The organism is Baekduia alba, from assembly GCF_028416635.1.
GTDB classification, from domain to species: domain Bacteria; phylum Actinomycetota; class Thermoleophilia; order Solirubrobacterales; family Solirubrobacteraceae; genus Baekduia; species Baekduia alba.
Genome location: NZ_CP114013.1, coordinates 4,209,471 through 4,235,430, shown reverse-complemented (window position 1 = coordinate 4,235,430; position 25,960 = coordinate 4,209,471). Strand labels below are relative to the sequence as shown.

Here is a 25,960-nt window from a genome sequence, read left to right as displayed (position 1 = left end):
TGGCCGTATCCACGGGAATCGAACGTCATCCGGGCACATCGAGCGGCGTCGTGAACGGGTCGAATCTCCCGTGTTCACCGGAAGATCCGACCCATTCCCGCGCGCGGCGGCTCGCTTTGGGAGCAGGGGGTCGCCGGTTCGAATCCGGCCGTCCCGATCGAGGCCCTTCCGCGCTCAGCGCAGCTCGCGGGCCGCGTTCTCGGCCGCGACCGGTGGGACGAGGCCGGCGATGAGGTAGGACACGCCGTCGCGCTCGAAGGTGACCACGGTGCCGAGCGCCGTGGGCAGCTCCTTGCCCGTGGCGCCGTCGATGTTGACCTCGGGCAGCGGCAGTCCGTCCAGCGGCGCGTTCTGGGGCTTGGGCTGCTCGAACACGACGATCGCGCCGAGGCCCTTGCCGTAGGTGAGGACGGCGCCGCTGTGCGCGCCGTCGTCGGCCAGGCGCACCGAGGCGCGCGGCAGGCCGGCCAGCTCGGCCGGCGCGGCGAGGGGGAAGCGCAGGTGGGACTGGACGTCGGCGGTGTCGGCCGCGGCGCCGAGCCGGCCGTGGCCGGAGGTCTGCGCGCCGTCGTCGGCGGCCGCCTGGTCGAGGTCGACCGCCTTGGCGTCCGGGTGCGGGGTGGCGGCGAGCTGCGCGTCGTCGACCGGCCCGTAGGCGACCTCGGTCACGGCGAGCTCGAGCACCGGGTCGTCCTTGCCCTGGGCGTAGACCGCCGCCCGCAGCGGCATGCCCTGCTCGGCGTCCCACGTCAGCTCGCCGGCCCCGAGCAGGCCGCCGTCGTCCTTCGGCGAGACGCGCACCGTGTAGCTCGGCCGGCCCGCGGTCGTGCCCGGCTTGGCCTCCGAGACGTTGACCTGCTCCAGGAGCGGGCCGAGCTTCGCCAGCATCCCAGCCGTGGGCGCGGCCCCCGCGACCCCTGCGCCCGCACCCGCGCCGCCGGTGATGCCGGCCGGCGTCGGGAACGCGTACCGCGTGTTGGACGTGCTGTCGTAGATCGTCATCCGGTGCCCGTCGGAGGTGATCTGCGCGTCGCCGTCGGCGCTGGTGAGGTCGACCTTGAAGCGGCCGTCGTGGGCGAGCCACAGCTTCCCGTCGGCGCCGGCGGCCAGCGGCGACTTCCCGCCCGCGGGCAGCGACCCCGGCGGGATCAGGTTGTTGGTGAAGTGGATCCGGGCGCTGACGCCTTTGATCTTCGGCGCGTGCGCGGCGGCGTCCACGACGGCGAGCGCCAGCGGGCGCTCCGGGGGCTTGGGGCCGCCGTCGTCGCGCGTCGCCTGCGCGATGCCGGCGGTCACGGCCAGCACGCCGACCGCGCCGATCACGGCGTAGGTCTTGCGTGCGCGGAGGAGGGGGGAGAGCGGGGTCATGGACGGTGTTCTACGGACGATCCTTGAGGGTTCCGTGAGACGTCGGCAGCTCGATCGTGAACCGCGGCCCGTCGACCCGCACGCGGCCTCCGTGGCGCTCGGCGATCACGCGCACGATCGCCAGCCCCAGACCGGAGCCGTCGCCGCCGGCCCCCGGCCCGCGCCAGAAGCGGTCGAAGGCGTGGTCGGCGTCGCCGGGACCGAGGCCGGGGCCCTCGTCGGCGACCGACAGGCGCGCGTGGCCGTTGGCGGCACCGACCTCCACGGTGATCGCCCCGCCGGCCGGTCCGTGCTTGCGGGCGTTGTGCACCAGGTTGATCGCGGCGCGCTCCAGGGCGTGGCCCTCGGCCGCGACGAGGACCGGCCCGTCGCCGGCGGCCACCACGGTGGCGCGGCCCTCGGGGTCGGCGGCGACCGCAACGCGGGCGACGGCCAGCAGGTCGACGGGCTCGCCGATCGCGGGCGCCGCCGCGTCCTCGCGGGCGAGCGCCAGCAGGTCGTCGAGGAGCGCGCCGAGCCGCGCGACGTCGCGCTCGATGTCGGCCATGGCCTCGGGCTCGGGGCCGTGGCGTGCGACGTAGGCGGCGTTGCCGCGCAGCGCGGTCATCGGCGTGCGCAGCTCGTGCGAGGCGTCGCCGACGAAGCGCCGCTCCGCCTCGCGCGCGCGTTCCAGCGACGCGAGCATCGCGTTGAGCGTGCGTGCGAGGTCGCCGACCTCGTCGGCGGTGTCGGGCGTCGTCAGGCGCCGCGCCACGTCGCCGGTCCGCTCCACGTCGCGCGCGTCGGCCGACAGGCGGCGCAGCGGTCGCAGCGCGCGGCCGGTCAGCAGCGTCCCGAGCGCCGCGGCGAGCAGCGCCGCGGCGGCGCCGCCGAGCAGCACGATCCGCCGCGTGCCGCGCAGCGTGTCCGCGTTCTCGGCCGTGGTCCCCGCGACGATCACCACGCCGCCCGCGGCCGCGCCGCCGCCCGTCGCGCCGAGCGGCGCCGCGTACAGGCGGACCGGCTCGCTGCCCAGGACCGCGTCGCCGTAGCTCGCCGTCCGCCCGACGAGCGCCCGCCGGACCGCGGGCGCCTGCGGCAGGACCCGTGAGCCCAGCGCGCCCGAGCGTGACACCAGGCGCCCGCGCCGGTCGACGACCTGCACGTACAACGTGCTGCCGGAGAGCCGCCCTTCCAGCGCGCCGGGCATCGTCAGCAGCTTCGGCGTCGACGCTGACAGCCGCGCGACGTCGACCGCGCGCGCCCGCAGCCCGCGGTCCATCGCGCGATCGAGCTGCCGGTCCAGCCGCGCGACGACCAGGACGCCCAGCAGCGCGACGGCCAGGACGATCGCGGCGGCGGCGGCCGCCGCGACACGCGCGCGCAGGGCGATCGGCCTCACGGCACGTCGAGCCGGAAGCCGAGGCCGCGCACCGTGTGGATCAGCGGCGGGTCCCCGAGCTTGCGGCGCAGGTAGGCGACGTAGCGGTCGACGACGTTGGGCGTCGCCTCGTCCTCTCCGCCCCACACGTGCTCGAGCGCCGTCTGCCGCGTGACGACCGTGCGGCTGTTGCGCATGAGCAGCGCCAGGAGCTCGGCCTCGCGGCGGGTGAGCGCGACCTCGCCGGTGCCGCGATGCGCGACGGCCGTCTCGGGATCCAGCCGCAGGTCGGCGAAGGCCAGGGCCTCGCCCGGCGGCCGGTTGCGCCGCAGCAGCGCGCGCAGGCGCGCCGTCAGCTCCTCGGCCTCGAAGGGCTTGACGAGGTAGTCGTCGGCACCGGCGTCCAGCCCCGCGACGCGATCCTCCAGCGCGTCGCGCGCGGTCAGCAAGAGGATCGGGACGGTCAGCGCCTTGGCGCGCAGGCGCCGGGTGACGGCGAGCCCGTCCAGGCCGGGCATCGCGACGTCGAGCACGACGACGTCGGGCAGCGAGCGCTCGACGGCGGCGAGCGCCGCGCCGCCGTCGGCGACGGCGACGACCGCGTACCCGTCGGCCACGAGCGTCCGCTCGAGCATGCGGCGGATCGACGCGTCGTCGTCGACCAGGAGGACGGAAGGACCGTGCATCTGGCCTCCATTGTTCACGACGGCGCGAAGGCCGGCGGGCGCCCGGCGGCGAGCGCCTCGGCCAGCCCGCCCAGCTCGCGGGCCGTGGACTCGGCCAGCAGCCGGCCGGCGCGGCGGTGCTCGCCCCGCTCGACGGCGTCGATGATCCCGTGGTGCTCGGCGCAGCGGGCCAGGACGCGCGCGGCCGGCGCCAACCCCGCGCGCCGGTACGGCAGCAGCGCGACGCGCACCTCGGCCAGCAGCGTCAGCAGCCGGCGGTCGGGGCAGCGCTCGGTCAGCAGGGAGCGCACGCGGTGGTCGGCGATGACGGCCTCGTCCGGGTCCCCGGCCGCCTGGCCCAGCCGGCGGTTCGCGGTCCGCAGGCGGTCGATCGCGGCGGCGTCGAGGTCCGCGCCGTCCTGCAGCGCGAGACGCTCGAGGATCTGCGCGGTCGGCCGCAGCTCGCAGAGCTCGTCGACGTCCAGGTGCGCTGTCGGTGCATGGCTCACGACGGCGAACCTAGGCGCGAATCGTGAGAGAACCGTGACGTCGTCAGCGCGGAGACAACGGGGCGCGGCCACCAGCCCGGCGACCGCGTCCGGCTGTCGAACGCGGCGAGGTTCGCCGACCAGAGGCAGCCGCCGGGAAGCAAGCGCCGGTCGCTCCTGCCCGACAGCGCGGCAGCTACGTCCCCGAGGTCGGTGGCGTGCGCCTCGAGGCGACGGTCGCGATCACCGAGACGGGCTGCGAGGTGCTCGGCGCGCCGCGCGTCACGCCACCGCCGTGATCGGGGGCGCGGGCGCGGCGGCGACGAGCTGGCGACGCAGGAACGCCAGTTGCAGCTCGACGGCCTGCTCGTAGCCCTCCATGAACGGCGCGTAGTGGTCGCCGGGCAGGCGCCGGACCTCGCCCCGAGGCGCGCGCTCGCCCGCGCGGACCGCCGGGCCGGGCAGCGCGCTCTGGTCGTCCTCGTAGGCGAGGACCAGCAGTGGGCAGCGGACGCGCGCCGCGGCGCGGCCCGGCCGGTAGAAGGCCATGCGCAGTGCCGAGCCGGCCGCGACGGTCTGCTCCCACGCCGGGTACTGGTTGTCCGGGTTGAGCGCCGCCGCGCCCTTGGCGCCGTCGGGCGTGGTGAGCGACGCGACCGTCCCGCGCGGGCCGGCGAGCGGGATCAGGACGGGCGCGCGGCCGAGGCGGCGGCCGACGACGTCGCGCACGGCGAGGTAGTGGAGGCGCAGGGCCGCGCCGGGCGTCATGTGGCGCAGGGCGTTGGGCGCGGCGGCCTGGCCGTCGGCCAGCGGCGCCTGGGCGATGGCAGCCGCCAGGTCGGGATCCGCGGCCGCGGCGCGGAACACGTGGCCGCCCGCGAGCGAGAAGCCCCAGAGCGCGACGCGCGCGGGATCCACCTCGGGCAGCGTCCGGGCGTGGGCGATCGCCGCCTGGAGGTCGGCGAGCTGCTCGCCGATGCGGACGACCTGGCGCGGCGTGCCGCCGCTCTCGCCGAGACGGCGGAAGTCGATGGCCAGCACGCTGAAGCCGGCCTCGTGGAAGCGCTGGGCGAACCGGTCGGTGCCCGGCTCCTTGGTCACGCCGGTGCCGCCCGCCATGACGACGCAGGCGCCGTTGGTGCCGGCGTAGTGCCAGGCGGCGCAGGTCGTGTCGCCGCTGGGGAAGCGGAGCTTCTGTCGCTGGGTGGGGTCCATCGGCGTATGGTTGCGCAGGAAAACCAGTTGTCCCCACGATCCACGCGAGGTCACGAACCAGTTGCCCAAGGGGAACCACACGCCGACCCAGCCGCCGCGCGACGCGGTCGAGCTCGCCATGGACGTCCTGAGCGACCGCTGGACGTTCCTGATCCTGCGCGAGGCGTTCTTCGGCGTCCGCCGCTACGGACAGATGCAGCGCAACCTCGGCATCGCCCGCAACGTCCTGGCCGACCGCCTGCGCCAGCTCGTGGCCGACGGGATGTTCGAGCGCGTCCGCTACCGCACCGATCCCGACTGGTACGAGTACCGGCTGACCGATCGCGCGCTGGACCTCTATCCGGTGATCATCGGCCTGATGCGGTGGGCCGACCAGCACCTGCGGGCCGACCAGGAGGACGTGCTCGCCCTCGAGCTCGTCCACCGGTCCTGCGGCGCGCCGGCCGATCCCTACCTCGCGTGCTCGCACTGCCATGAGCCGCTGACGGGTCGCGACATCGACGCGCGCGTGCGCGCGGGAGCGGGCTAGGGCATCGGTCACGTCGACCAGGGTCGCGACGAGGTCGTCGTCGGCGTTGTCATAGGGGATGTGCGGCTGGCCGCGGGCGCGCGGGAGCTGCAGGCCCGGCCGGGGACGGTGCGGGCGGCGGACCTGACCGAGGCGCTCTAGCGGCCGCGACCGCGGCGGCTGAGCAGGCCGCGAACGGAGTCGACGAGGCCGCCCGGGCGGCGGGCGGCTGCGGGGGAGGGCGGTGTCGGCTCCGGGATGGGGCCGGGCTCGATCGCGAGGTCCTCGTCGTGCTCGCGCAGGGCCTCGCCGACGCGCTCGATCTGCTCGGCGTCCTCGACGTCGGTGGGCTCGGCGTCGGGCTCGGGCGCGACGGCGTCGACCAGGTCGTAGTGCTGGGACGTCAGCCAGGCGGCGCCGTCGGCGATCACGGCGTGGAGGGCGCGCTCCGGGCGGTAGGCGAACCACGCGGGCTGGACCGTGGTGGGGCAGAGGTGCGCGACGAGCGCGGCGCCCGCGACGGGGAGGTGGACGAGGTCGGCCGACCAGGCGACGACGTCGCCCGGATGCAAGGTGATGGTGTCGGTCGGCGCGTCGTCGCCGAGAGCGGCGGCGAGCTGGTCGCGGTGGCGCTGGAGGGCGGCGTCGCCGTCGCGCTCGGGGTTGAACGCGCGGTGGCGGCCGGAGAACGCGGTGGTCGCGATCGCCTGCGAGCCGGGGTGGAAGGTGAAGGTCGCGTCGTCCGGGCCGAGCGCGACGGCGATCGTGACGAGCGTCTCCGGGCGATCGGCGAGGGCGGTGAACGTGGCGTCGCGGTAGGGGCCGTCGTCGGGCGCGCCGGCCGCGGTCTCGGCGGCGTCGAAGAGCAGCGGCGGGTCGCCGTCGAAGCGCGCGGTCAGGAGCGCGACGAGCGGCGGCGAGAGCAGCAGCGCGCGGGCGGCGTCGACGATGGCGTAGGGGTCGGCCGCGGCGGCGGGCTCGTCGGGGGCCAGCTGCGTGGCGAGCTCGACGTGCTCGGCGTGCGGCCGGCGGGCCAGCAGGCCGTCCAGCGCGGCCGCGCGCTGCGCCGGGTAGTCCGCCAGCGCGTCGGCGGGCGCCGCCTGCTCGAGCACCACGTGGCCGTCGGGCTGGAGGGGGTCCATCTCCCGACAATCTAGTGAGCGGGCGGTCGCGCGTCGCGAACCGATACACCTTGGGCCGTGGACGGACGCTTTCGCGAGCTCTTGCGCTTCGGGCTGGTCGGTGGCTTCAACGCCGCCACGTACTTCGGCGGCTACACCGCGCTGGTGCTCCTCGGCGTGCCGTACCTGGTGGCGGCGGTCGTGGCGTTCCTGGTGAGCGCGTCGATCGGCTACTGGCTGCACGAGCACTGGACGTTCAAGGGCGCGTCGCCGACCGTGCGCGGCTGGCTGTCGTGGCTGGCGGCGCAGGGCGGGGCGACGGGGTTGAACCTGGCGCTGCTCGCGGTCCTGGTCGACGGGTTCGGCGTCGGCTCGATCCTCGCGCAGGCCGTGCTGCTGCCGGTGACGCCGGTCGTCACGTACGTGATCGGCCGGCGCTGGGTGTTCAGCCGGGCGTGACCGTCGGCTGCAGGACCGCCGCGTCGAGCGCCTCGGTGCGCAGGTGCGTGATGTGCTGGTACTCGGGGTCGGCGACCATGGCGGAGAAGGCCTGGCGCGAGGGGTAGCGGACGAGCAGCACGGCGTCCCACGGCGTGTCGGTGGGCGGCGCGACGAGCGGCGTGGCGGTCTCGCCGAAGTGGACGACGGTGCCGCCGACCTTCTCGAGGAACGGGAGGATCGCCGTGGCGTACTTGTTGTAGGAGTCGCGCCCGCCGTCCGGCGTGAACTTGAGGAGGTTCAGCATCGTGACGGGGCCGCCGTCGTCCTCGGCGAGGAACCGCTTGAGGTCGTGGCCGGTGGGGTCGACGGGAGGCATGGCGCGGAGCCTACGCGGGCGGCGTGGGCCGCGCGGGTGGGATCGCCAGGACCGTGATCGTGCCGGGCGGGACCTCGGTCAGGCCGGCGTCCTCGACCTTGGCGGAGAGGCGCGTCGCGTCGGTGTCGGCGCACAGCGCGTCGAAGAGGGCCTTGGCCTTCGGCTTGACCGCGCGGGCGGGGCAGCCGGCCTGGATCCAGGGCTCCACGTCGCCCGTGTAGGAGGACATGGTCGCGGCGTGCGCGACCTGGGCCATGGTCTTGCCGGTCGACATCGTGATCGACGGGTTGACGACGTAGGTGAGGAGCGTGTCGTCGGCGTCGATCTCGTCCACCTCGGGGAGGTCGGCGAGCGTCGAGGCGAAGGCCTGGAGCTTCCTGGCGATCAGCTCGCTGCGCTCGGAGCGCCGCATCGGCGGGAGCGCCAGCACGGCGGCGCCGTCGAGATCGCCGGCCTGCGCGTGCGGTTCGTCGCCGAGGACGTCATCCCACTGCCCACCCCTCGCGCGCAGCGCGACCTTCCCCGGCCGCTCCTTCCACGCCGCCACCGCCTCGGCGTAATCCGGGTGGTCCGCGAACCGCCGGACGGCCGCCACCGCCGCCGCTCCGGCGAGCACACACCCGGTCTCCAGCTCCTCGAACGCACCCCGCCGCACGACGAGGTACATCCGATACGGATCCTCCATCCTTCGCCACGCTACCTGCGAGGATCTCCTCACGCTCTCTCGAGCACCCGCCCCCGTAGCTCAGCTGGATAGAGCAGCGGACTTCTAATCCGCAGGTCGTTGGTTCGAATCCAACCGGGGGTGCTTTCGGATTTGGCTTTCCACAGCCAAATCCGGAGTTGAAGTGAACGTCATCGTTCGTTCTTGTGTTTCATTCCTGTGTTCCAGTGGGCCGGCCGTGTGTCCCGCTCGGGCGTCGCAGGGCGTCGAGGAAGCTGCGCCATCGCGGCGTTCGTGCCGCCCTGGGAGCTGAAGCTCATGGCGCAGCTCAGCACGACGATCACTGGCCGCGTCTCGGTCGAGTCTCGCCACCTCGGCCGCGTCTGGGTGGCCGAGTACCGGCTGGCCGGCGGGGGCCGGACCCGCAAGGTCCTCGGCTCGGCGTGGGCCAAGGACAGCGGCCGCAAGACTGCCCGGGGCGCGGTCATCTGGCGCACGCCGGCGGGTCCCAAGCCTGACGGTCATCTCACGCCGCGCGAGGCCCAAGCCGAGTTGGAGGTGCTGCTGGCCGAGCAGCGTGCCGTGGTGGCAGGACTGCCTGACGTGCCGGTCAAGGTGACTGCCGGCTCGAAGACGTTTGCCGACGCCGTTGAGGCATGGCTGGCCTACGTCGCCGATGAGAAACAGCTCGCGCCGTCGACGCTGCGCAGCTACCGCGGCATCGCGCGCACCCACCTGCTGCCCGAGTTCAAGGCTGGCACGCGGCTGCGGCGCGTCACCGCGGAGCGCATCGTGGCGTGGACCCCGTCGGCGTTGTCGGTTAGGCCGCTGGGATTGACTGGTCGATGGGATCCTGCCAGGTGGCGGCGACGGCCGCCGGGGTCTTGTAGCCGAGGCCTGAGTGGGGTCGGTCGTGGTAGTCGTTGATGTAGGTGTTGATCTTGGTGCGGGCCTCGTCGAGGGTCTCGAACTCTTCGCGCCAGACGCAGCGCTGCTTGAGCTTGGAAAACCAGGACTTCGATGAAGGCCTGGGATTCGCCGGCGCGACGATGGGCGATCCCAAGCTCTGAGAGCCGCGCCCGGAACGGCCTGGAGGTGTAGGCGGTGTCGTTGTCGGTCCCCAACGTCAGCGTGCCTGGACTGATCCCGCGCTCGGCGACCGCGGCATCGACGACGGCCAACGCCTCGCTGGCGCGGCAGCGAACGTCGATCGCCCAGCCGCAGATCGCGGCGATCGCGGCGACCATCCGACTGCCGTCGGTCGGGTTCTCGCGGGCGACCTGCAGAACCGCAAGGTCAACATCATCAAGTGGCCGGCGCTGCCCGGCCGGCGTCCGGGCAGGGCGTCGGTAGATCGCCTGGCGACTGATCCCAGCGACCCGCGCGACGACCGCCGCAGGACGTCCTTGCGCGACCAGATCGCGAGACCGGGCGACGCGCTGTCTCACTCCCAGCCCCGCAAGAGTTCCCCCGCGATCTCGACCTCCATCGTCTTGCGCCCCAACGCCCGCTCAAAGCGGCTGATCTGACGCCTGAGCTCGTCGGCCTCGGTCCGTTCGGCCTTGCCCTGCAACCGCTCAGCGCCGGCCGCGAGGAACTGCTCGCGCCACTTCCTGAGCAGGCTGTCGGCGATGTCGTGCTCGCGGCAGAGCTCGGCCATCGTCTTGGGGCCGCGCAACGACGCCAGCACGATCTCGGTCTTCTGCTGGGCGCTGAACTTCCGGTACTTCCTCGTCTCGCTCAACTCGATGCTCCGTTGATGTTGAGCGGCCGATCCTGGACTCTGCACCGGACGCGAGTCAGAACACTCACGCGCTCAAAACAGAGAACAGGAACTGTCTACGCAAACAGTCCACGCCAGGGATGCTCACCCCCACCGAATACGAGAACATCTACATCACCAACAACAAAGCCGCCTGACCTCAGAATCCCGACTCCAAGAAATCAGGGTAGATCCAGATGCCCGCCAACGGGGAACTCCAGGAGGCCGATCACGTCCTCCTATGGCCGGCCGGCGCGATGAGCAAGTTCCTCATCAAGCAGACCGCGCTCGCAACGAAGACAGCCTGCCTGCTGTACGTCGCGACAACCGTGCGCGGGCTAGCGTCGCCGTCATCTCTAGCACGCCGATCCCCGGCTTCACCGTCTGGACGCCCTAGGAGCGACTTCTGCGTTCGCGTGAACGCGACAGCCCAGCGTCGCGGACACTCCGGCTGCGACAACCGATAGGACCCACGAAAAAGTGCGGGCTCGTCTAGAAACGTGGTGGGGATCAGCGGATCTTCAGTCCGGGGCTAAGAGCGCCGGCACCGATTCATGATCGCGCGTTGTGCCTTGGCGCCGAAGGCCGACTTGGTCACTTTCTCAAAGTCATCCTCGAGCTCGGCCGCGTAGACGGCGAAGCCGTCCATCGGTTCGACCAGAACCTCACGGACAGGCTCACGGATGTCCGTGGCCACCTTCTTGAGCAAGGCGGTGATCTTCTTCGTGGAGCGATCGCCCCACGCCTGTCCGGTGATTCGGAAGGCGGCGAGCAACTCGGGTGAGGCGAGCTCCGCCGGCTCGGCCTCGAAGACGGGGAACGTCGCGGGGTTCCAGACCAGGTCGACGCGCGCAGCGTCGTTCTGGGTGTCGATCTGCTGGAGGTGTTGGACGGTCGCCAGCGCCAGCGAAGGCGTCCAGATCGCGACGTCCTCGGCGTCGTAGAGCAGGGCGAGGGCGTAGACGGGGAGCTTCGGATCGTTCCGGCGCACCCAGTCGATGACCCGGACCGGAAGCTCGCGAGCCAGGAACGCCTCCGCGTCGCGGACGGCCGCCGCCGTGGACCGCACCCACTGAACCGACGCCTGGGTCGGGCCTCGGTCGCTCGAGGTGTCGGCCACAAGCCGGCTCGTGATGTGCTCCATGGCCCCGAGCTCGTCGTAGGTCACGAGGTACTCCAGCTCGCGCTCGTGCGCACCCGACAGATCGCTTTCGTCGTATCTGCTTGTGCTCGTGATGCGCTCGACCCGTCCACCCTCGCCGCGGTCATAGCGCTCTCGCTTCCAGACGATCCCGCGGCCCGGCCGCCAGAACGTCGTCACCGCATCCGGAGCTCTGTCACGGTCCGGGGGCTCGGGGACGATAACGAGGCGCACGAACGCCAAATGCTGAGGATATGGTCTCCATCGATGCTCGATCTCGAGCAGCGCCGGAGCACCGTCAGCCTCGGCGATCCACACCATCTCGCTGCGCGGCACCGGGTCCTTGCGTTCGCGCGTGAAGCGCCGAGCGAGAACGATCCGGTCGTCCTCGTCATAGCCGTAACGGACCGACGCCACAGGGTCAGGGGTTCCCTTGGATGCGCTTGTGACCGGGTTGCGTCCACAGCGCTGCTCCCACAGCTCGAACGGCGTCTCCCAATCCGCGCGGTCACGCGCCCACACCCAGCGCACGACCGCCCCTTCCGCCGCGGCGACCAAGGCATCGACGCGGCGATCGAGGTCCTCCCAATCTGGAGTTGATACAGCCATAGTCGAGGCCTACCGCGGGGTGTAGTTGTCCTTGAGATACCGCTTGATGTCTCGCATCGCCGCGCGCAACCCGTTCGACGAGAGGTCGATGCCACCTGAATTCAGCCCGCAGGGATCCGAGCCGAACGTCGGATGGTACTTCTTCAGCATGTCGTTGATGTCTTGGTAGTAGGCCTTTGTGTGCATCTTCTTGTGGATGTTGCGCGGCAACCACACGCCGTTGTCGAACCAATTGTTGGGATCGAGTCCGCACTTCCACATGATGTAGCGTGCGTATGAGGCAGCCTTCGCCCCTACTGCGACGACGTGGTGCGGACTCACCTCGGATCGTTCATCAGGCTCTTCGTCGAGCTCGCCCTGGCGGCCAAGTCGGTCACGGTGCTGCAGCTTTTCTGCTTCCCAATCCTCGAACGACTGGTCGTTGTCGTCCATTCGGGTGATGGCGATGTCGCGGCTCGAGGGCCAGTGCTTGGCGCCGAAGTCTTGATGGTTGACCGTCCAGACGGTGCTGGCCGTGATCGCGCCGACGCCGGCAACGATCGCTGGGCACCATTCGACGCAGGCAAGAATCGGGATCGCGAAGGCGATCGAGGCGCTGGCCTTCGGTCCTGTCGGGATTGTGACGGCGTCCGACAGGCTCGCGGATTGGTTTCCGGCGCGGTCGTAGTCGGTGACCTGGACGCTGAGGTTGTCGGTCGGGTTCAGCGATCCGAGTTCGAAGCTCGCATCGGTGGTCGAGCGCCATGAGGACCAGTCGCCGCCCGCGCGCTTGAAGCGATACGAAGCCTTGCCCTCCTCTGTCGTCGATCCGCTCAACGTCGAAGACAGATCAGAGTCCTCGCCTTCGGTCCAAGTGATCGAGGCCGTGTGCGTCGATGCGTCGTAGTCCTGCACGTCGAGGTCGTACGGCGCCGAGGGTGCCGTGGTGTCGATCCGGCCTACCCAAGAGGCGAAGGAGGCGTCGCTTCCGCCCATCATCACGTTCTTGTCGCTGGTCGCGAGGCCGTTCCAGATGGTCTGGTAGTTGCTGCTGGTTGCCAGCGCCTGTCCGACGGCGTCCATCTCGTCGAGGGTGTCGATGGCGTGATTCTCGTGACCGTAGGCCCAACTCGTGTCGTAGCGGACGTCGAAGGCGAGCGTGCGACTTCCCGAGTGGTTGGTGTTGTCGGTCGCGACGACGTTAAGCCCGTAGTGGCCGGGGGTCGTGATCGGCAGCTTGACGTTGGGAAACGAGACGTCGCAGTCGTCGGCGCACCCGCCCGGTGCAGAGAGCGTCATCGGGTGATGCACACCGCCGGATGGGTCGGTGTAGTACACGTCGACCTTCTTGACGCCGCTTTGGTGGTAGTGGCCGCCGATGCTCGACATGGCGTCGTCCTCGGCGTAGACGTTCAGGGTTGGCTCGTAGCCCAGGGTGCCGTCCGTGGAGTGGCTGGGAAGGTCCCCGCTCACCTCGACATAGGGGTTGTCGGCGTCGACGCGCATGGTGAAGGTGGCGCCGTAGCCGATGTTGCCGACGGCGTCGAAGGCCGTGGTGCGCAGGTTGTGGATGCCGCGTAGCTGGTTGGTGCCCATGGCGAAGGGGATGTCCTTCTGCACGGCTCCGGGGCAGGGGGATGAGCGGTGGCCGATGCAGGAGGACTGCCAGGGGGTGCCGACCCAGTTGTTGTCCTGGTCGAAGATGCCGAGCTTGGTCGTGCCTAGGCCGGGATCGCTGTCCCAGGCGGTCGCGGTGACCGAGTCGTCGCTGCGTCGCCACGGGAAGTCGTACCACGCTCGCCCGTCAGGCGTCTGAGCAGGGTTGTGGACCGTCGACGTGCCGCCTTGGGGTTGGCCGTTGACGATGTAGTTGACGAGGTTGGCTTCGGGTGGGCGGGTGTCGCCGAGCAGGATGCTCACGCCCCGCACACCCGACCAGCCCGGTAGGGAGTGGTAGGCGTTCGAGTCGACCCACACGCCGATGACCGCGGTGGCCAGCTCCCAGGCCGGATTGGGATTCTGGGTGCTCTGGTCGTAGTTGGTGTCGCCCCAGATGTTGTAGACGGTCTCCCAGCCATAGGGGCCCGTGATGCCGGCAAACAGATGGTCGGCGCCGCCGTTTTGGTGATAGAGGCCGTCGAACCAGACGCTTGAGATGTTCACGTAGCCCGGCACGGCCCACTTGAACCAGGCCGCCGCGCCCGCCCAGTAGGTGAACCCGGGCATCGTCTCCATAAACAGACCGCGCCCGGCATAGGTCGCGTTGTAAGGCTGCCACTGGTAGCCGACGCCGAAGTTGCCCCCGGTCCTGTCCAGCGACCACATGCCCGCCTGGTTCTGGCTGGGGCCGGTGCCGAAGTTGTCCCAGTCCGCACCGCCCCAGACGTTGCGGACCTCCGGATCGACCAACACGGGGTACTTGACCTGCTGCTCGCGGTGGGGCACCTCGACAGAAAGCCGATCACCGTCCAGCCGGTACCGCGCAGGCACCGGCTGCTGGTCGGCGTCCATCGCGACCGGCGCCTGGATGGTGTTCACCACCGTGCCGGTGTCATCGACGATCTCCACCGACGGGTTCTCCTGCGCCGACAGCGCCCCCGTCAGCACCGACGTCAACCGCGCGTGGTGACCCGCCGGCAGGTCGAGATCGAGGCTGGGTGTCTCGGTCGCCAGCGCGGAACGCAACTGCCACATCAGCTGCGCGCCCTGACGCGTGGGTGTGGTGATGTAATCGGTATCGGTCGAAACGTCGCCGTAGAAGACACGATCGTGCTCAACGTCACCCGTCACGTTCGATCCACCGGCCAACGCGATTGACAGACCGGTGTCGGGCAGCGTCAACGGATCGGTCGCGCTATCGGGCAGCGTGACGTCAACGACCGGGTTGTCGGGCACCAGCGCACCATTTTGGGGTGCCAAGGACAGATCCACCTTCGTCAGCGCGCCCGAGTCGTCCTTGGTCGCAAACGGCTCGGTGCTCTGCAACAGCAGGCCCTTGCCGTGCTCGTCTTCGACGCGCGCCTCGGTCGGACTAACGAACGACGTCACACGGGCACCCGCCGGCAAGCCCAACGCATCCGCCGACGCCAGCATCAGATCGGGAAACGACTGCTGGGCCAGATCCTGGGACTCCGGTCGCGACAGATCACCAAAAGCCGAAGCTGACTGCGCATCAGCACCGCTGGTCGCCGACGACACCACGTCCTGGGCTTGGGCTGCTCGCTGCGCCTCCATCTCCGCCTGGGCTCGCTGCCACACCGGATCATGCACCCACGTCGATGGATCAGGCGTCGGCGGTGCCGGCACATCCCACGGCGACCCCGAAACCGACGACGCGCCCGACGAGGCAGCGGCGATCAGTCCGACCACGACCGCCGACACCGCCAACGCCCAGCAACGGCCGAACAGCTTGATGCTCATCTTGATCTCCGTATCGAAAGCAGACGCGAAGGCCCCCACGGCACAGCGCGCGGCGGCATCATACACACAGAACTCGCAAGCGATGTGGGAAACAAAGTGTGGCGATTGTCATTGATCGAAAGGACACGGTGTTCTCGTCTGCACAAACATCGGTTGCCAAACGGATGTGAGCCGGCTGTCGGGCAAACGCCGCGCCGTGTCCTGGCGACCCGAAGCAGGTTTCGAGTCGAGGGGCATGATCGGCACGTGCCCGACCGAGGGCCGATCCCGGCCGGCGTGCGAGAGTCGCGCACCCGCGCGCGGCGCTGGGGTGAGGTGGCGGGCCCGGACGGGCAGGCGAGGGGCCCGGCGCTCGGGGAGTTCGAGCGCCAGAGGGGGACGTCGAGCCAACGCGAGGATGAGCGCGCAGGTGCGCGACTCAGGCGGCGTGGGGTCATATTCCCAGAGCGACGCCGATCCAGGTGGCGCGGGGTTGCCTAGGTCAGCGCGCCGAGGAGCTGCTCGCCGGCAAGCTGGTGGGCGAGGTCTTGGGCGCCGAGCTCGGCGAGGTGGGGCAGCAGGACCTGGCGGGCAGCGGACGGCACGATGTCGGCCAGCGGGGCGGCGACGGTCGGGTGAGCCTGGCGTCCGATGGCCGAGATGGCCAGGAGCCACGGGGCGTGGCGCGCCGTGGTGCTGTGCGGGCCAGCGAGCAGGTGCGCGCAGCGCTGCAGCAATGCGCCGGCGTCCAGCGTCCAAATGACCAGGTCGGCGATGGGGAGGGCCGCGGCCGCGGCGGGCGAGGTCAGCGATCCGGCGTCGATGACGACGAGCTCGTGCACGGTGCCGGCGTCGAGCAGTGCGGTGGCGATCACCGCAGCGCTGGCGGCGGGGCGCGGCGCGGCCGCGCGAGCCAGCAGGCGCACGCCGTCGACGAGGTCGAGCCACGGGGTCTCCGACGGGGTGCGGCCCTCGGCGCCGATGATGGCCAGGGCGTTGAGGTCGCTGGCGCTGGCCGACCCGTAGGTGTAGGCGAGATCGCCGGCGCCGGGTGCGGCGTCGCAGAGCAGCACGCGATGGGGCCGCTGACGCGCGGCGGCCTGGGCGAGCAGGACCGCGATAGTGGTGGTGCCGGCTCCGCCGTGCAGTCCGCAGACGGCGACGATCATCAGCTCAGCTGACAGCGACGAAGGACGTCAACTTGTAATTGTCGCCGACACGAGCGGCGGTGGCGCGGTAGACGAAGTAGCCGGCCTGGGCGGCGCTGTCGCCGAGCTTGGCGGTCTCGTGGGTGACGACGAAGTAGCGCCCGTTGCCCTTGGGGTCGTTGACGACCTCGACGGTGCCCTGGTTGGACTGGTTGGAGACGCGGCGGCTGACCTCGGTCAGCGCCTGGTCGGCGTCCTTGCGCAGCTGCGCGGCCAGCGGACCGGAGGCTTGGCCGGCCAACGCGCTTTTGACCTCGGGCAGCTGAGCGAAGCGCCAGTTGATGAAGGCGGAGGCGAAGCGGAGGATCGCCGTGTCGGGACTGGCGACCGGCCGCGGGAGCTGCGTGTCAGACCGTGGGGTGGCCAGCGTCGAGGCAGCCGTAGTGGTCGTCGACGCCGGCGCGGGCTTGTCGTAGGGGTTGGTCAGCTGACCGCAGCCTGCCGCCGCGACGACGGTGGCGCCGAGCGCGATGCGAGCAAAGAGACGGAAGGTGTCGATATCCCTAGGGCGGCGCGCTCACAACCGTGGCGCAGGAACTTCGCGCGATCGTCTAGGTCGAGACCTCGCTGTGCGTCGAAGTAGGCCCGTATGGCGCTGCGGTGGAAGGCGCCGTGCCGCGCGCGTGCCGGGGTCGGTCGACCAGCCATCGGATGTCCGTCGCACCGGAGGGAATTCCAGACTGATCGAAAGTCGAGTTTCGTTGTCGGCCCGGCGTGACCTAACCTCGCGGGATGCCGATCCGCTTCGTGCTGCTGGGTGTCGTCGTGCTGTGCGTGCTCCCGGCGGCGGTTGCGGCGTCGACGGTCAGCTCCGACGGCTCGACGGTCACGTTCCGCTCGGGGGCGGACCGCAGCGACCTGGTCATGACCGTCGTGCCGCAGTGGGCGTACGCCGTCGTCGACACCGCCAGCCCCCTGAGAGCTGGGACGGGATGCAGAGTTGGCCCGCCGGTCGCTTGCCCAGGCCTGGACGTCGATGTGGCGCTTGGCCCGGGCGACGATCGATCGTCCGTGTTGGGGTTCTTCTCCCAGTTGGTCCGTGGCGGTGAGGGCAACGACATGATCCTCGCCGGCGGACAGACGACGGTGGTTTATGGCGGCCCGGGCGATGACAGCCTCAGGCTAAGTGCCAACGGCAGCGGGTCGGGCTACGGAAACGACGGCAACGACTCCCTCTACGGCCGCGGCTCCGCGATCACTCTCGCCGGAGGCGATGGCGACGATCTCGCAGTCGCGGAGGGGGAGACCGAAAGCGTCGTCTCGGGAAACGACGGCTTTGACACGGTCACGGCCTATGTCGGCCGGCACTCGGGGCGGGCAACGTTGACCGGCGGCGATGGCTATGACCTCATAGCGGTCCTCGACGATGGCACCGCCCACCCAGGAGACTCGGTGTCGACGCTAGAGGGCGGTCCCGGTGACGACACCATGCTCGGCGGTCCTGGGCGCGACGGCGTGGCGGGCGGCGCCGGCAACGACGCGATCGACGTCAGCGGCGACGGCGCGGCCGACACCGTCGAGTGCGGCGGCGGCTACGACATCGTCTGGCATGACCCGGAAGACACGGTGGCCCGCAACTGCGAAGGTCGCCGCGACGGCCCGATGACCCACACGGCCGACGTGGACGAGAAGCTCGCAGCCGCCGCCCAGTTCAGAGCCGCACTCTTTGAGCAGTCCGCACGCGACCCCGTCCTTGCACCGTCAGCTGGCGGTCAGCCGCTTGGAGTGGACCCGGTTCTTCGGACAGTCCTGGGCTTGCGGGCCTAGCCGTTGATCTTGGGGTTGTTGGTGATTGACTCTGTCTCGAACTGGGCGGGTGAGAGGTAGCCCAGGGTCGAGTGTCGTTGGGTCGTGTTGTAGAAGGCTTCGACGTGTTCAAAGACTTCGGAGTTCAGCTCGCGGCGCGTGGGCCAGGAGCGACGGTGGACGAGCTCTTTCTTCAGGGTCGCGAAGAAGCTCTCGGCCACGGCGTTGTCATAGCAGTCGCCTCGGGAACCCATCGAGACGGCGATGCCGGCGTCGCGGGCTTTCTGGCCGAAGGCCAGCGAGACGAACTGGCTGCCCTGGTCGGAGTGATGAACCAGGCCCGGGCCGGGTCGCCTGCGGTGAAGGCCCATCTGGAGCGCGTCGACGACGAGCTCGGCGCGCATGTGATCGGCCATGCTCCAGCCGACGATCCTGCGGCTGTAGGCGTCTTGGACGGCGGCGAGGTAGAGCGAGCCCTCCCAGGTGCGCAGGTAGGTGATGTCGGCGACCCACAGCACGTCGGCGGCGCCGGGGCGGAACTGGCGGCGGACGAGGTCGTCGGCGACCCTGACGCCGGGGACGCGGATCGTCGTGCGGCCGCGCTTTCGCGCGACCAGCCCGGAAATTTCGGCGGCGCGCATCAGGCGCTGGATCCGCTTGCGCGAGACCGTGATGCCGTGGCCGAGCCGCAGCTCGGCGGTCACCCGCCGCGATCCATAGACCTGGCGGTTGTTGTTGTGGATGCCCTTTATCTTCTCGATCAGCCACGCGTCCGACAGCGTGCGGTCAGACGGCGCGCGGGTCGTCCAGGCGTAGTAGTCCGACCTCGAGACGCCCAGCAGCTTGCAAGCGACGGAGATCGGGGTTCGGGCCTTCTCCGCCGAGATCAACCGGTACATCATCACCGGGTCCCGTTCTCCGTTGCGAAGAAGGCCGCGGCTCGCTTGAGCAGATCGCGCTCCTGGCACAGCCGCTCGTTCTCGCGACGCAGCCGGGTCAGCTCGTCGCGCTCGTCGCTCGTCGGGCCGTCGTCGTGCTCATGGCGATCGATCTGGTCCTGACGGCGCCAGTTGCGCAGCGTCTGCTCCGACACCCCGAGGCTCTGCGCGAGCTCTCTCGGCGTCCGGCCGGCACGCAGCAACTCGACGGCCTCACGACGGAAATCCGGCGGGTAGGCAGGGCGGGTTCTCGGCATCGACAGACACACCTTTCGCGGCCAAGCCGCGCAAGCCATCAGATGTCCGTCAAACCGGGTCCACTCCAGAAGCGGGCCGCCGGCTGGTTGCTCACGGCCGGCTGCGTGGGGCGGTGGGACGAGCGGGCGGCGGGCGATCCTGTCGACCGCTTGGTCGCCAGGACGGTCGGGAGCCGCAGCAAGATGGCCCGGCGCCGGGGACTGTTGCGGTCGTCGCGCCGCCGTGCTGATGGTAATGGCGTTCTCTCGGTCAACCGACCTCACGCCAGGTGCTGCTCGCGGGCGCGACCCACGCCTCGCTGATCCGCAGACCTGCGCGCCACAGCAGGATCACCTGCGCGCGTCCGCGCTCCGTAGATCGTCGTGCCGGCCTGTCGCATGACGGCGACGATTTCCTGCACTGGCGGCGGGTCGGCTGGGTAACGCTGCCCCTTGTTGCGAGGCGGGCGGCCGCGGTGATAGCCAGGCATCGTGGCCGGTGGCCGGCGCCGGCCTGCAGCATCGACGACAACAACGCTCATCAAGGCTCCTACTCCTCAGACGCCGTCTCGTCCTTGGCCAGGGCGGTGTCATCGCCCGCGACACTGTGTGCGATCAGGCCTCGAAGGACGGCGCTGTCGCCGTAACGGTTAGGCATGACCACCAATCCTGCCAGAGGCCGCTTGCCCGTTGGACGAGGAGCGGAACCGCTCGGCGACTGCTGCTTTGCGCGAGAAGCAGAGAGTGATCACCGGCTCTCGCTTCGCATGGATAGCGGCACTGTGGTGCTAGCGGGGCTTTGACTCACCCGGGTTCGACGCCCCGCCGTCGCCAGGCATCGTGGCGCGTGTCGTCGGCGCGAGCACGGGCCATGGAAGCGCCCGGGCCACCGCCAAGAACGCGTCGCGGGCGGGGGCCGCGTGGGCCGGACTCCACATGACGTCGATCCGTTGCTGCAGCACGTCGCCCGCCAGCGCGACCCAGTGGAGACCGAGCGGGAGCGACGCCCGCACCGACGCTGACGCCGGCAGCACTCCGCGGCCTTCCGCGACGTCGGCGAAGGTGGGGTCGAAGGGCAAGCGGGGGGTGACGATGCGCGGCGTGAACCCGGCCGCCGCGCAGGCGGCCAGAACTGCGTCGTAGCGGGCGGGCAGGGCGGCTCGCTCATGCAACAGGAAGGGGCGACCGGCGAGCTCGCCCAGCTCGAGCTCGGCGCGGTCGGCCAGGGGGTCGTCGGCTCGCAGGACGATCCCGGACGCGTGGCGGCCTAGCTCCTGCACGAACAGGCCTTCGGTGTCGGCCGTCCAGCGCGCGAGCGCGACGTCGATACGCCCGTCGCGCAGAGCCTGCGGCAGGTCGGGGGACGGCAGCTCGGACACCTCGATCCGCACGTCGGGATGCGCGTCAGCCATGGCCGCTACCAGGCGAGGGGCGGTGTCGAAGGCAGCCGAGCGCGAGAAGCCGAGGCGCAGGACGCCCGCCTGGCCCGTGCCGTGGCGTCGCACGTCTTCCCAAAGCCCCTCGACCTCGCGCAGCAGCGCTCGTCCTCGTTCCGCCACCGCGGCGCCGGCGTCGGTGACCCTGACCTCGCGCGTGCTGCGGTCGAAGAGCCTCACGCCTAGCTCTTCCTCGAGCTGCCGGATCTGCGCGCTCAGCACCTGCTGAGAAACGCCCTCACGCGCTGCCGCGCGCGTGAAGTTGAGCTCCTCGGCGACGGCGACCGCATAGCGAAGGTGGCGTAGCTCGGGCACGGCACCCGATTGTGACGTCACAACCGCCGGCTGTTTCTCTTCGAGGCCCGCTCCACGTACCGTCGGCGCCATGACGGACTTCGAAGTCATCGCCCTCTTCACGCCCGCCGACGGCCGGGCCGATGTCGTGCACGCCGCGCTCGCAGGCCTCGTTGCGCCGTCGCGCGCCGAGCCGGCCAACCGCGGCTACACCGTCCGACGCATCAGCGCGACGCCGCCGCGCTACGCGGTGCTCGAGCGCTATCGCGACCGGGCCGGGTTCGAGGCCCACCGCGCTGAGCCGCACGTGACCGCCTTCCTCGAGCGATCCGACGAGCTGCTTGCCGAGCCGCCCGAGGTGTTGGTCCTCGAGCCTGAGGAGGTCCGCTGATGCGGGCAGTGCCGCTGGGTGGCCAGGGGCTGACCGTCTCGTGGATCGGGCTCGGCTGCATGGGGATGGCGAACGCAACGGCCGTGCCGTCGCACGAGGCGACACGAAGACCGAGGCGATCCGCGCCACCGCGGAGGTCGCCAAGAAGCGCCGCGGACCGGTGAGCGTACGCATCGATAATTGCGCGGGATAGCACCCCTAGACTGACCGCCCGGTGCAACTTCCGCTTAGGACGAGAAGCGAGCCGCCGGCTGAGTGCTGCTTTGCGCGAGAAGCGAGAGCAGTCGCCGTCGCAATGCGAGGAACTGTCCCTCAACTAAGCCGAGTCCCCCTCACCGTTGGTCGGGCTTCTCCGCACCAACGAGCCGTTCACGGGATGAGGAGCCAGCGGCCGCGCTGGGCCGTGCCGGCGACCGCGTCGTAGGCCGTCGCCGCTTCACGCAACGGGACGCGGCCAGCGACTCTCACCTCGAGCGTGCCCGCCGCGGCCAGGTCGAGCAGCGCGGCGATCGACGCGCTGTCGGGCACCACGCTGAGGGTGTGGACGGTGATGGCGCGTTCGGAGGCGACGGGCGAAGCCGGTGCTACGCCGACGAACGACCCGCCGTCGCGGACCGCGCTGAGCGCCGACTGCAGCAGGACGGCGCCGTCGAGGACGGCGTCGAAGGTCGGGCCCGGCAGTTCGGTGACCAGGTCAGCGCCCGAACGGGCGACGAAGTCTGCGTCGGCTGCCCGGGCCAGTGCGGTGACGCGCCAGCCCTCGCGGGTGGCGAGCGCGATCGCGTGGCCCCCGAGGGCCCCGGCGCCGCCGGTGACGAGCAACGTGCGTTCCTGGGCAGGGCCAAGGAGGTCGAGGGCCTGGCGGGCGGCGAGCGCGTTGAGCGGCAACGTGGCGGCCTCGACGAGGTCGAGCCCATCAGGGATGCGGGCGACGGCGTGGGCGGGCAGCACCGTCTCCTCGGCGTGGGTGCCGACGCTGGGCTTGAGGCCGAGCAGGAGGAGGAGGCCAGCGACCCGGTCGCCCGGGCTCAGGTCGGTCACCGCACTGCCGATCTCGGTGATGACGCCGCTGACGTCCCAGCCGACCCCGACTGGATCCGGCAGCCCGACCACGGCGCGCAACGGCCCGGCCACCACCATGACGTCGACCGGGTTGACCGCCGCGCCGGCAACTTGGATCCGCACGTCGCCGGGAGCGAGCTCGGGCTGGGCGACGTCCTCGAGGATCGGCGAGGCGCTGGTGGAGTATGCGAGAAGTGCGAGCATTCGACGTCCCTCGTTGCTTGACGTCGCCAGCGTGCCTCACGTGCTCCCCATTGGGAAGTAGGCACCCGGAAGTCCGGTACGCACCCAGAGGTGAGCGCGGTGTCTAGGCGGCGTGGCGGTCGTACTGCTCGCGCTGGGTCAGCACCTGGTCCATGTGCGCCTCGGCCCAGGCCTTGATGTCGTGCATGAGGTGGTGGAGCGAGAGCCCGAGCGGTGTCAACTCGTAGGTGACGGTGACCGGCACGGTCGGCGTCACGGTCCGGCTGAGCAGGCCGTCGCGCTCGAGGGCGCGCAGCGTCTGGGTGAGCATCTTCTGGCTGATGCCGGCCAGCCGACGCGACAGCTCGGAGTAGCGCATCGCCCGCGTGTCGCCGGTCCCCGTCCCGGCGTCGCCGGGACGCTGCGGGGAGCCCTCGCCGAGTGCCGCGAGGATCAGCGCGACCCATTTGTCCGAGATCCGGTCGAGGAGCTGGCGGCTCGGGCAGCCGGCCAGGAACGCGTCGTAGTTCATCTTGGCCTGGGCCCGCTTCTGGGCCGCGGTCATCGTCGGCATCGTTGGCTCCTTCCTACCTCTCAGTGAGTTACGCACTTCGAGGTACCTACTAGCCAGTGGAGGGTTACCGACCCATAGTGATGCACCGCGCCGGTCGAGCACAAGCCCGAGCTGTTGTAGCTGTGCGCTGGCCGAGCTCCAATCTCCCCATCCCCCTCCGGAAGCAACGACTATGCCATTCGTGTTGGACCCTCAGATCGCTGCGGCCTTCGCCCCGACCGGCGAGTGGGCCCCGCCGCCCGTCGGTGACGTCGCGACGCGCCGCGCCTTCCTCGAGCACCTGTTCAGCGAGGCCGCCCCGCCCGTGCCGGCCGACGTCAGCGTCAGCGCCCATCACGCAACGTCTGCTGACGGCGCGCAGATCGAGCTGCGGTGGTACGCGGCGAAGGACGCGGCGGCCGGCCCTGCCGCCATCTACTTCCACGGCGGCGGCTACATCTTCGGAAACGCTGCGCTGTTCGACGGGGCCGTCGCCGCCTACGCGTCGACCACGGGCGTGTCGGTCTTGGCGGTCGACTACCGCCTCGCGCCCGAGCATCCCCATCCCGTCCCCCTCGAGGACGCCTATGCGGCGCTCACCTGGCTGCACGAGCGCGCCGCCGAGTTGAGCGTCGACGTCGACCGCATCGCCGTGATGGGCGAGAGCGCTGGAGGCGGTCTGGCGGCCGCGCTGGCGATCCTCGCGCGCGACCGCGGCGGTCCGAAGATCGTCCGGCAGATCCTCATCATGCCCATGCTCGACGACCGCACTGACACCCCCGACCCGAACATCGCGCCGCACGCGCTGTGGTCCTACGACGACAACACCACGGGCTGGCGGGCGCTTCTCGGCACCGCGGCGGGCGGCCCCGACGTCGCCGTGACGGCCGCGCCGGCCCGCCTCCAGGACGCCGTCGGCCTGCCACCGGCCTACATCGAAGTCGGTCAGCTCGATGTCTTCCGTGACGAGAGCATCGCCTACGCGACGATCCTCAGCCGCGCGGGAGTTCCGGTCGAGCTGCACCTGCACCCGGGCGTTCCGCACATCGCATTCGAGTTCTTTGCCCCCGACGCCGACGTCGGCAAGCGCATCATGGCCGACCGCTTTCGGGTGCTCGGGGCGATCTGACGGCGAGCACCTCCGCTTGCGACCGATCGCGCTCGCGGCGAGCGACCGCGGGTGAGGGGCTCGGGGCGCCGACAGCCGATCGGGAAGGCCGAGGCGCTCGAACGAGGTCCGTGTCGAGGAAGACGACCAGGACGTCGACGGCGCTCGAGAGCTTCGACCCGGTCCTCCACGCCGCGCCCAGCTTCCGCCAGGACGCTGGCCGGCTCGACGCGCTCCGCGCACGCGCTACCGCGCCAGCGTTCCAAGGCGCTCGGGCTGACGCGACCAGGCGTGTGTGGCGCGCATCGCCAGCGGGCCGGTGCCGCACATGTAGCGGTGCCCGCAGGACACGTTGAACGGGATCACGACCCGGTCGCCGGGCTTGATGTGGGTCACCTCGGCCCCGACGTCTTCGACGATGCCCATGGGCTCGTGACCGAGGATGTCGCCCTCGTCGATGTACGCGCCGAGGACTTCGTAGAGCAGGTCGGAGCCGCACAGGCCGGTGGTCGTGACGCGGATGATCGCGTCGGTCGGCTGCTGGATGACGGGATCGGGAACCGTGTCGACGCGCACGTCGTGGTTGCCATGGAACCTCAAGGCCTTCATCTTGCTCCGTTCGGCGAGATCTCCATGGCATCGGGCTCCCCGCCAGGCCTCCTGCGCACACGCGAGGACGGCGAGGAGCGCGGTCGCCGAGCTCCTGCTCGCCTCCGTTGAGCGGCGACCTGACGAGCGAGACGCGCAAGCTGGTCCGCGAAGCTCGTCAACGCGAGGCGCGCTTCCAGCGGCGCACGCCCGTAGAACCGATGACCTGACCTCGAGACGACGTTCGGCACTGCTTCGCGAACATCGACTTCTCGGCGGGCCCGCGATGAGTTTCCAAAGTGGGCCGAGTCCCTGTGCACATGACCCTGACCGCGAGACGAGGAGATCCCCCGATGCGCGAGGCAGCGACCGACGTGGATGACGCCACGCAGGCGAACGTGGGGGGCGTCTCCCGATGACGATCGTCATCACCGCCTTTGAGCGGTCGCCCGACGGCGGCATGGGCCTGGCGCGCGATACGCGCGTTCGCTGGGCGCTTGAAGAGGTCGGCCAGCCTACGCGGTTCGCCTTGTCTCGTTTCGCGCGAAGCAGGAACCCGCGCACCTGCGCCTTCATCCTTTCGGCCTGATTCCGACCTATGAGGAAGGCGATCTTGCCCTGTTCGAGACCGGCGCGATCGTCTTCCACGTCGCCGAGCACCATGCGGGGCTGTTCCCGGACGATGCCGATGCGCGGGCGCGGGCGATCACCTGGATGTTCGCCGCGCTCAACACCGTCGAGCCGCCGATCCTCGAGCTCGTGACCGCCAAGATCTTGGAGGGCGACAGGCCATGGGCCGGAGAGCGCCTCCCGCTGGTCGAAGACCGCATTCGCGATCGACTGGTCCAACTGTCTGCCCGCTTGGGCGATGCCGACTGGCTCGATGGAGACTTCAGCTCGGGCGACCTCATGATGGTGTCGGTGCTGCTCCGGCTGAGACCTTCGGGCCTGCTGGACGAGTTCCCAAAGCTGGCTGCCTATGTTGCCCGCGGCGAAGCGCGGCCCGCATACGAACGGGCTTTCGCCGCCCAATGGGCGATCAACGCCGGTCCAGGAGCAGTCGCCGATGAGACGTCGCCGCGCGACGGGTCACTACGTTGAGGTCGCACACATCACAACCG

At 70.7% G+C, this 25,960-nt stretch carries 26 protein-coding genes, 1 tRNA gene and 2 pseudogenes; 9 read left to right on the top strand and 20 right to left on the bottom strand.

All coding sequences use genetic code 11. The features are described 5' to 3' along the window. Window positions 1–174: 174 nt before the first annotated feature. The 5 genes from DSM104299_RS21180 to DSM104299_RS21160 all read right to left on the bottom strand — a co-directional run bounded on the left by DSM104299_RS21180 (window position 175) and on the right by DSM104299_RS21160 (window position 5,096). Window positions 175–1,368: a hypothetical protein gene (locus DSM104299_RS21180; RefSeq protein ID WP_272473646.1), complete on the bottom strand. Its 1,194-nt coding sequence runs from the start codon at window positions 1,366–1,368 to the stop codon at window positions 175–177. Between the two features lie 10 nt (window positions 1,369–1,378). Further along, window positions 1,379–2,749: a sensor histidine kinase gene (locus DSM104299_RS21175; protein WP_272473645.1), complete on the bottom strand. Its 1,371-nt coding sequence runs from the start codon at window positions 2,747–2,749 to the stop codon at window positions 1,379–1,381. After that, window positions 2,746–3,414, bottom strand: a complete 669-nt coding sequence (locus DSM104299_RS21170) for a response regulator transcription factor (protein WP_272473644.1) — start codon at window positions 3,412–3,414, stop codon at window positions 2,746–2,748. The genes DSM104299_RS21175 and DSM104299_RS21170 overlap by 4 nt, the downstream gene beginning before the upstream one ends. 14 nt (window positions 3,415–3,428) lie before the next feature. Then, a complete protein-coding gene (locus DSM104299_RS21165; RefSeq protein ID WP_272473643.1) occupies window positions 3,429–3,902 on the bottom strand; it encodes an FCD domain-containing protein in 474 nt (157 codons plus the stop codon). A gap of 261 nt (window positions 3,903–4,163) precedes the next feature. Continuing rightward, window positions 4,164–5,096 carry an alpha/beta hydrolase gene (locus DSM104299_RS21160; protein ID WP_272473642.1) on the bottom strand — a complete coding sequence of 311 codons (933 nt, stop codon included), beginning with the start codon at window positions 5,094–5,096 and terminating at the stop codon, window positions 4,164–4,166. Between the two features lie 61 nt (window positions 5,097–5,157). On the opposite strand from DSM104299_RS21160, the gene DSM104299_RS21155 reads away from it, so the two are divergent. Next, window positions 5,158–5,625 carry a winged helix-turn-helix transcriptional regulator gene (locus DSM104299_RS21155; RefSeq protein ID WP_272473641.1) on the top strand — a complete coding sequence of 156 codons (468 nt, stop codon included), beginning with the start codon at window positions 5,158–5,160 and terminating at the stop codon, window positions 5,623–5,625. Window positions 5,626–5,762: 137 nt separating this feature from the next. Here the strand turns inward: DSM104299_RS21155 and DSM104299_RS21150 are convergent, their stop codons facing one another. After that, a complete protein-coding gene (locus DSM104299_RS21150; RefSeq protein ID WP_272473640.1) occupies window positions 5,763–6,746 on the bottom strand; it encodes a phytanoyl-CoA dioxygenase family protein in 984 nt (327 codons plus the stop codon). Window positions 6,747–6,803: 57 nt separating this feature from the next. On the opposite strand from DSM104299_RS21150, the gene DSM104299_RS21145 reads away from it, so the two are divergent. Then, the gene (locus tag DSM104299_RS21145) at window positions 6,804–7,184 is read left to right on the top strand and encodes a GtrA family protein (RefSeq protein ID WP_272473639.1); all 381 of its coding nucleotides are present in this window, start codon (window positions 6,804–6,806) and stop codon (window positions 7,182–7,184) included. Here DSM104299_RS21145 and DSM104299_RS21140 read toward each other — a convergent pair. Together DSM104299_RS21140 and DSM104299_RS21135 are read right to left on the bottom strand one after the other, a co-directional pair. Continuing rightward, on the bottom strand, window positions 7,171–7,542 hold the full coding sequence (locus DSM104299_RS21140; protein ID WP_272473638.1) for a DUF1330 domain-containing protein: 372 nt from the start codon (window positions 7,540–7,542) through the stop codon (window positions 7,171–7,173). The genes DSM104299_RS21145 and DSM104299_RS21140 overlap by 14 nt on opposite strands. A gap of 10 nt (window positions 7,543–7,552) precedes the next feature. Next, window positions 7,553–8,227: an aminoacyl-tRNA hydrolase gene (locus DSM104299_RS21135; RefSeq protein WP_272473637.1), complete on the bottom strand. Its 675-nt coding sequence runs from the start codon at window positions 8,225–8,227 to the stop codon at window positions 7,553–7,555. Window positions 8,228–8,276: 49 nt separating this feature from the next. On the opposite strand from DSM104299_RS21135, the gene DSM104299_RS21130 reads away from it, so the two are divergent. Beyond that, window positions 8,277–8,350: transfer RNA gene (locus tag DSM104299_RS21130), tRNA-Arg, on the top strand. A 174-nt stretch (window positions 8,351–8,524) separates the two neighbouring features. Next, window positions 8,525–9,133 carry a hypothetical protein gene (locus DSM104299_RS29590; RefSeq protein ID WP_432419797.1) on the top strand — a complete coding sequence of 203 codons (609 nt, stop codon included), beginning with the start codon at window positions 8,525–8,527 and terminating at the stop codon, window positions 9,131–9,133. Here the strand turns inward: DSM104299_RS29590 and DSM104299_RS29585 are convergent. From DSM104299_RS29585 to DSM104299_RS21100, 6 genes are all read right to left on the bottom strand, one after another. Next, window positions 9,027–9,269: an integrase core domain-containing protein gene (locus tag DSM104299_RS29585; protein WP_432419752.1), complete on the bottom strand. Its 243-nt coding sequence runs from the start codon at window positions 9,267–9,269 to the stop codon at window positions 9,027–9,029. The two genes, DSM104299_RS29590 and DSM104299_RS29585, sit on opposite strands and share 107 nt — an antisense overlap. 381 nt (window positions 9,270–9,650) lie before the next feature. After that, on the bottom strand, window positions 9,651–9,950 hold the full coding sequence (locus DSM104299_RS21120) for a transposase (protein ID WP_272473636.1): 300 nt from the start codon (window positions 9,948–9,950) through the stop codon (window positions 9,651–9,653). Between the two features lie 550 nt (window positions 9,951–10,500). Further along, entirely contained in the window at window positions 10,501–11,718 is a 1,218-nt protein-coding gene (locus DSM104299_RS21115; RefSeq protein ID WP_272473635.1) for a hypothetical protein, read from the bottom strand. Between the two features lie 9 nt (window positions 11,719–11,727). Beyond that, complete coding sequence (locus DSM104299_RS21110; RefSeq protein ID WP_272473634.1) at window positions 11,728–15,117, bottom strand: AHH domain-containing protein; 3,390 nt, start codon at window positions 15,115–15,117, stop codon at window positions 11,728–11,730. 476 nt (window positions 15,118–15,593) lie between these two features. Further along, window positions 15,594–16,265 carry a nucleotide-binding protein gene (locus tag DSM104299_RS21105; protein ID WP_272473633.1) on the bottom strand — a complete coding sequence of 224 codons (672 nt, stop codon included), beginning with the start codon at window positions 16,263–16,265 and terminating at the stop codon, window positions 15,594–15,596. A 4-nt stretch (window positions 16,266–16,269) separates the two neighbouring features. Next, a complete protein-coding gene (locus DSM104299_RS21100) occupies window positions 16,270–16,545 on the bottom strand; it encodes a hypothetical protein (RefSeq protein ID WP_272473632.1) in 276 nt (91 codons plus the stop codon). A 491-nt stretch (window positions 16,546–17,036) separates the two neighbouring features. Between DSM104299_RS21100 and DSM104299_RS21095 the strand changes: the two genes are divergently transcribed. Continuing rightward, complete coding sequence (locus DSM104299_RS21095) at window positions 17,037–18,071, top strand: calcium-binding protein (RefSeq protein ID WP_272473631.1); 1,035 nt, start codon at window positions 17,037–17,039, stop codon at window positions 18,069–18,071. Here DSM104299_RS21095 and DSM104299_RS21090 read toward each other — a convergent pair. The 3 genes from DSM104299_RS21090 to DSM104299_RS21080 all read right to left on the bottom strand — a co-directional run bounded on the left by DSM104299_RS21090 (window position 18,068) and on the right by DSM104299_RS21080 (window position 20,975). Further along, window positions 18,068–18,952, bottom strand: a complete 885-nt coding sequence (locus tag DSM104299_RS21090; RefSeq protein WP_272473630.1) for an IS3 family transposase — start codon at window positions 18,950–18,952, stop codon at window positions 18,068–18,070. The genes DSM104299_RS21095 and DSM104299_RS21090 overlap by 4 nt on opposite strands. After that, on the bottom strand, window positions 18,952–19,245 hold the full coding sequence (locus DSM104299_RS21085; protein ID WP_272473629.1) for a transposase: 294 nt from the start codon (window positions 19,243–19,245) through the stop codon (window positions 18,952–18,954). Before DSM104299_RS21085 ends, DSM104299_RS21090 begins: the two co-directional genes overlap by 1 nt. A 767-nt stretch (window positions 19,246–20,012) precedes the next feature. Next, window positions 20,013–20,975, bottom strand: coding sequence for a LysR family transcriptional regulator (locus DSM104299_RS21080; RefSeq protein WP_272473628.1), 963 nt, complete (start codon window positions 20,973–20,975; stop codon window positions 20,013–20,015). 70 nt (window positions 20,976–21,045) lie between these two features. Here DSM104299_RS21080 and DSM104299_RS21075 point away from each other — a divergent pair, with 70 nt between their 5' ends. Further along, window positions 21,046–21,345: a putative quinol monooxygenase gene (locus tag DSM104299_RS21075; protein ID WP_272473627.1), complete on the top strand. Its 300-nt coding sequence runs from the start codon at window positions 21,046–21,048 to the stop codon at window positions 21,343–21,345. Window positions 21,346–21,385: 40 nt separating this feature from the next. Continuing rightward, window positions 21,386–21,538 carry a DUF2188 domain-containing protein gene (locus DSM104299_RS29580; protein WP_432419751.1) on the top strand — a complete coding sequence of 51 codons (153 nt, stop codon included), beginning with the start codon at window positions 21,386–21,388 and terminating at the stop codon, window positions 21,536–21,538. 176 nt (window positions 21,539–21,714) lie between these two features. On the opposite strand, the gene DSM104299_RS21070 is transcribed toward DSM104299_RS29580, so the two are convergent. Further along, window positions 21,715–22,611, bottom strand: a complete 897-nt coding sequence (locus tag DSM104299_RS21070) for an alcohol dehydrogenase catalytic domain-containing protein (protein ID WP_272473626.1) — start codon at window positions 22,609–22,611, stop codon at window positions 21,715–21,717. A 103-nt stretch (window positions 22,612–22,714) separates the two neighbouring features. Next, window positions 22,715–23,164, bottom strand: coding sequence for a winged helix-turn-helix transcriptional regulator (locus DSM104299_RS21065; protein ID WP_272473625.1), 450 nt, complete (start codon window positions 23,162–23,164; stop codon window positions 22,715–22,717). Window positions 23,165–23,336: 172 nt separating this feature from the next. Here DSM104299_RS21065 and DSM104299_RS21060 point away from each other — a divergent pair, with 172 nt between their 5' ends. Further along, on the top strand, window positions 23,337–24,272 hold the full coding sequence (locus tag DSM104299_RS21060; protein ID WP_349294468.1) for an alpha/beta hydrolase: 936 nt from the start codon (window positions 23,337–23,339) through the stop codon (window positions 24,270–24,272). A gap of 273 nt (window positions 24,273–24,545) precedes the next feature. On the opposite strand, the pseudogene DSM104299_RS21055 reads toward DSM104299_RS21060, so the two are convergent. Beyond that, window positions 24,546–24,860: pseudogene (locus DSM104299_RS21055) on the bottom strand (alcohol dehydrogenase catalytic domain-containing protein); the annotation flags it as partial. A gap of 394 nt (window positions 24,861–25,254) precedes the next feature. Between DSM104299_RS21055 and DSM104299_RS29460 the strand changes: the two are divergent. Continuing rightward, window positions 25,255–25,940: pseudogene (locus tag DSM104299_RS29460) on the top strand (glutathione S-transferase family protein). Window positions 25,941–25,960: the final 20 nt, after the last annotated feature.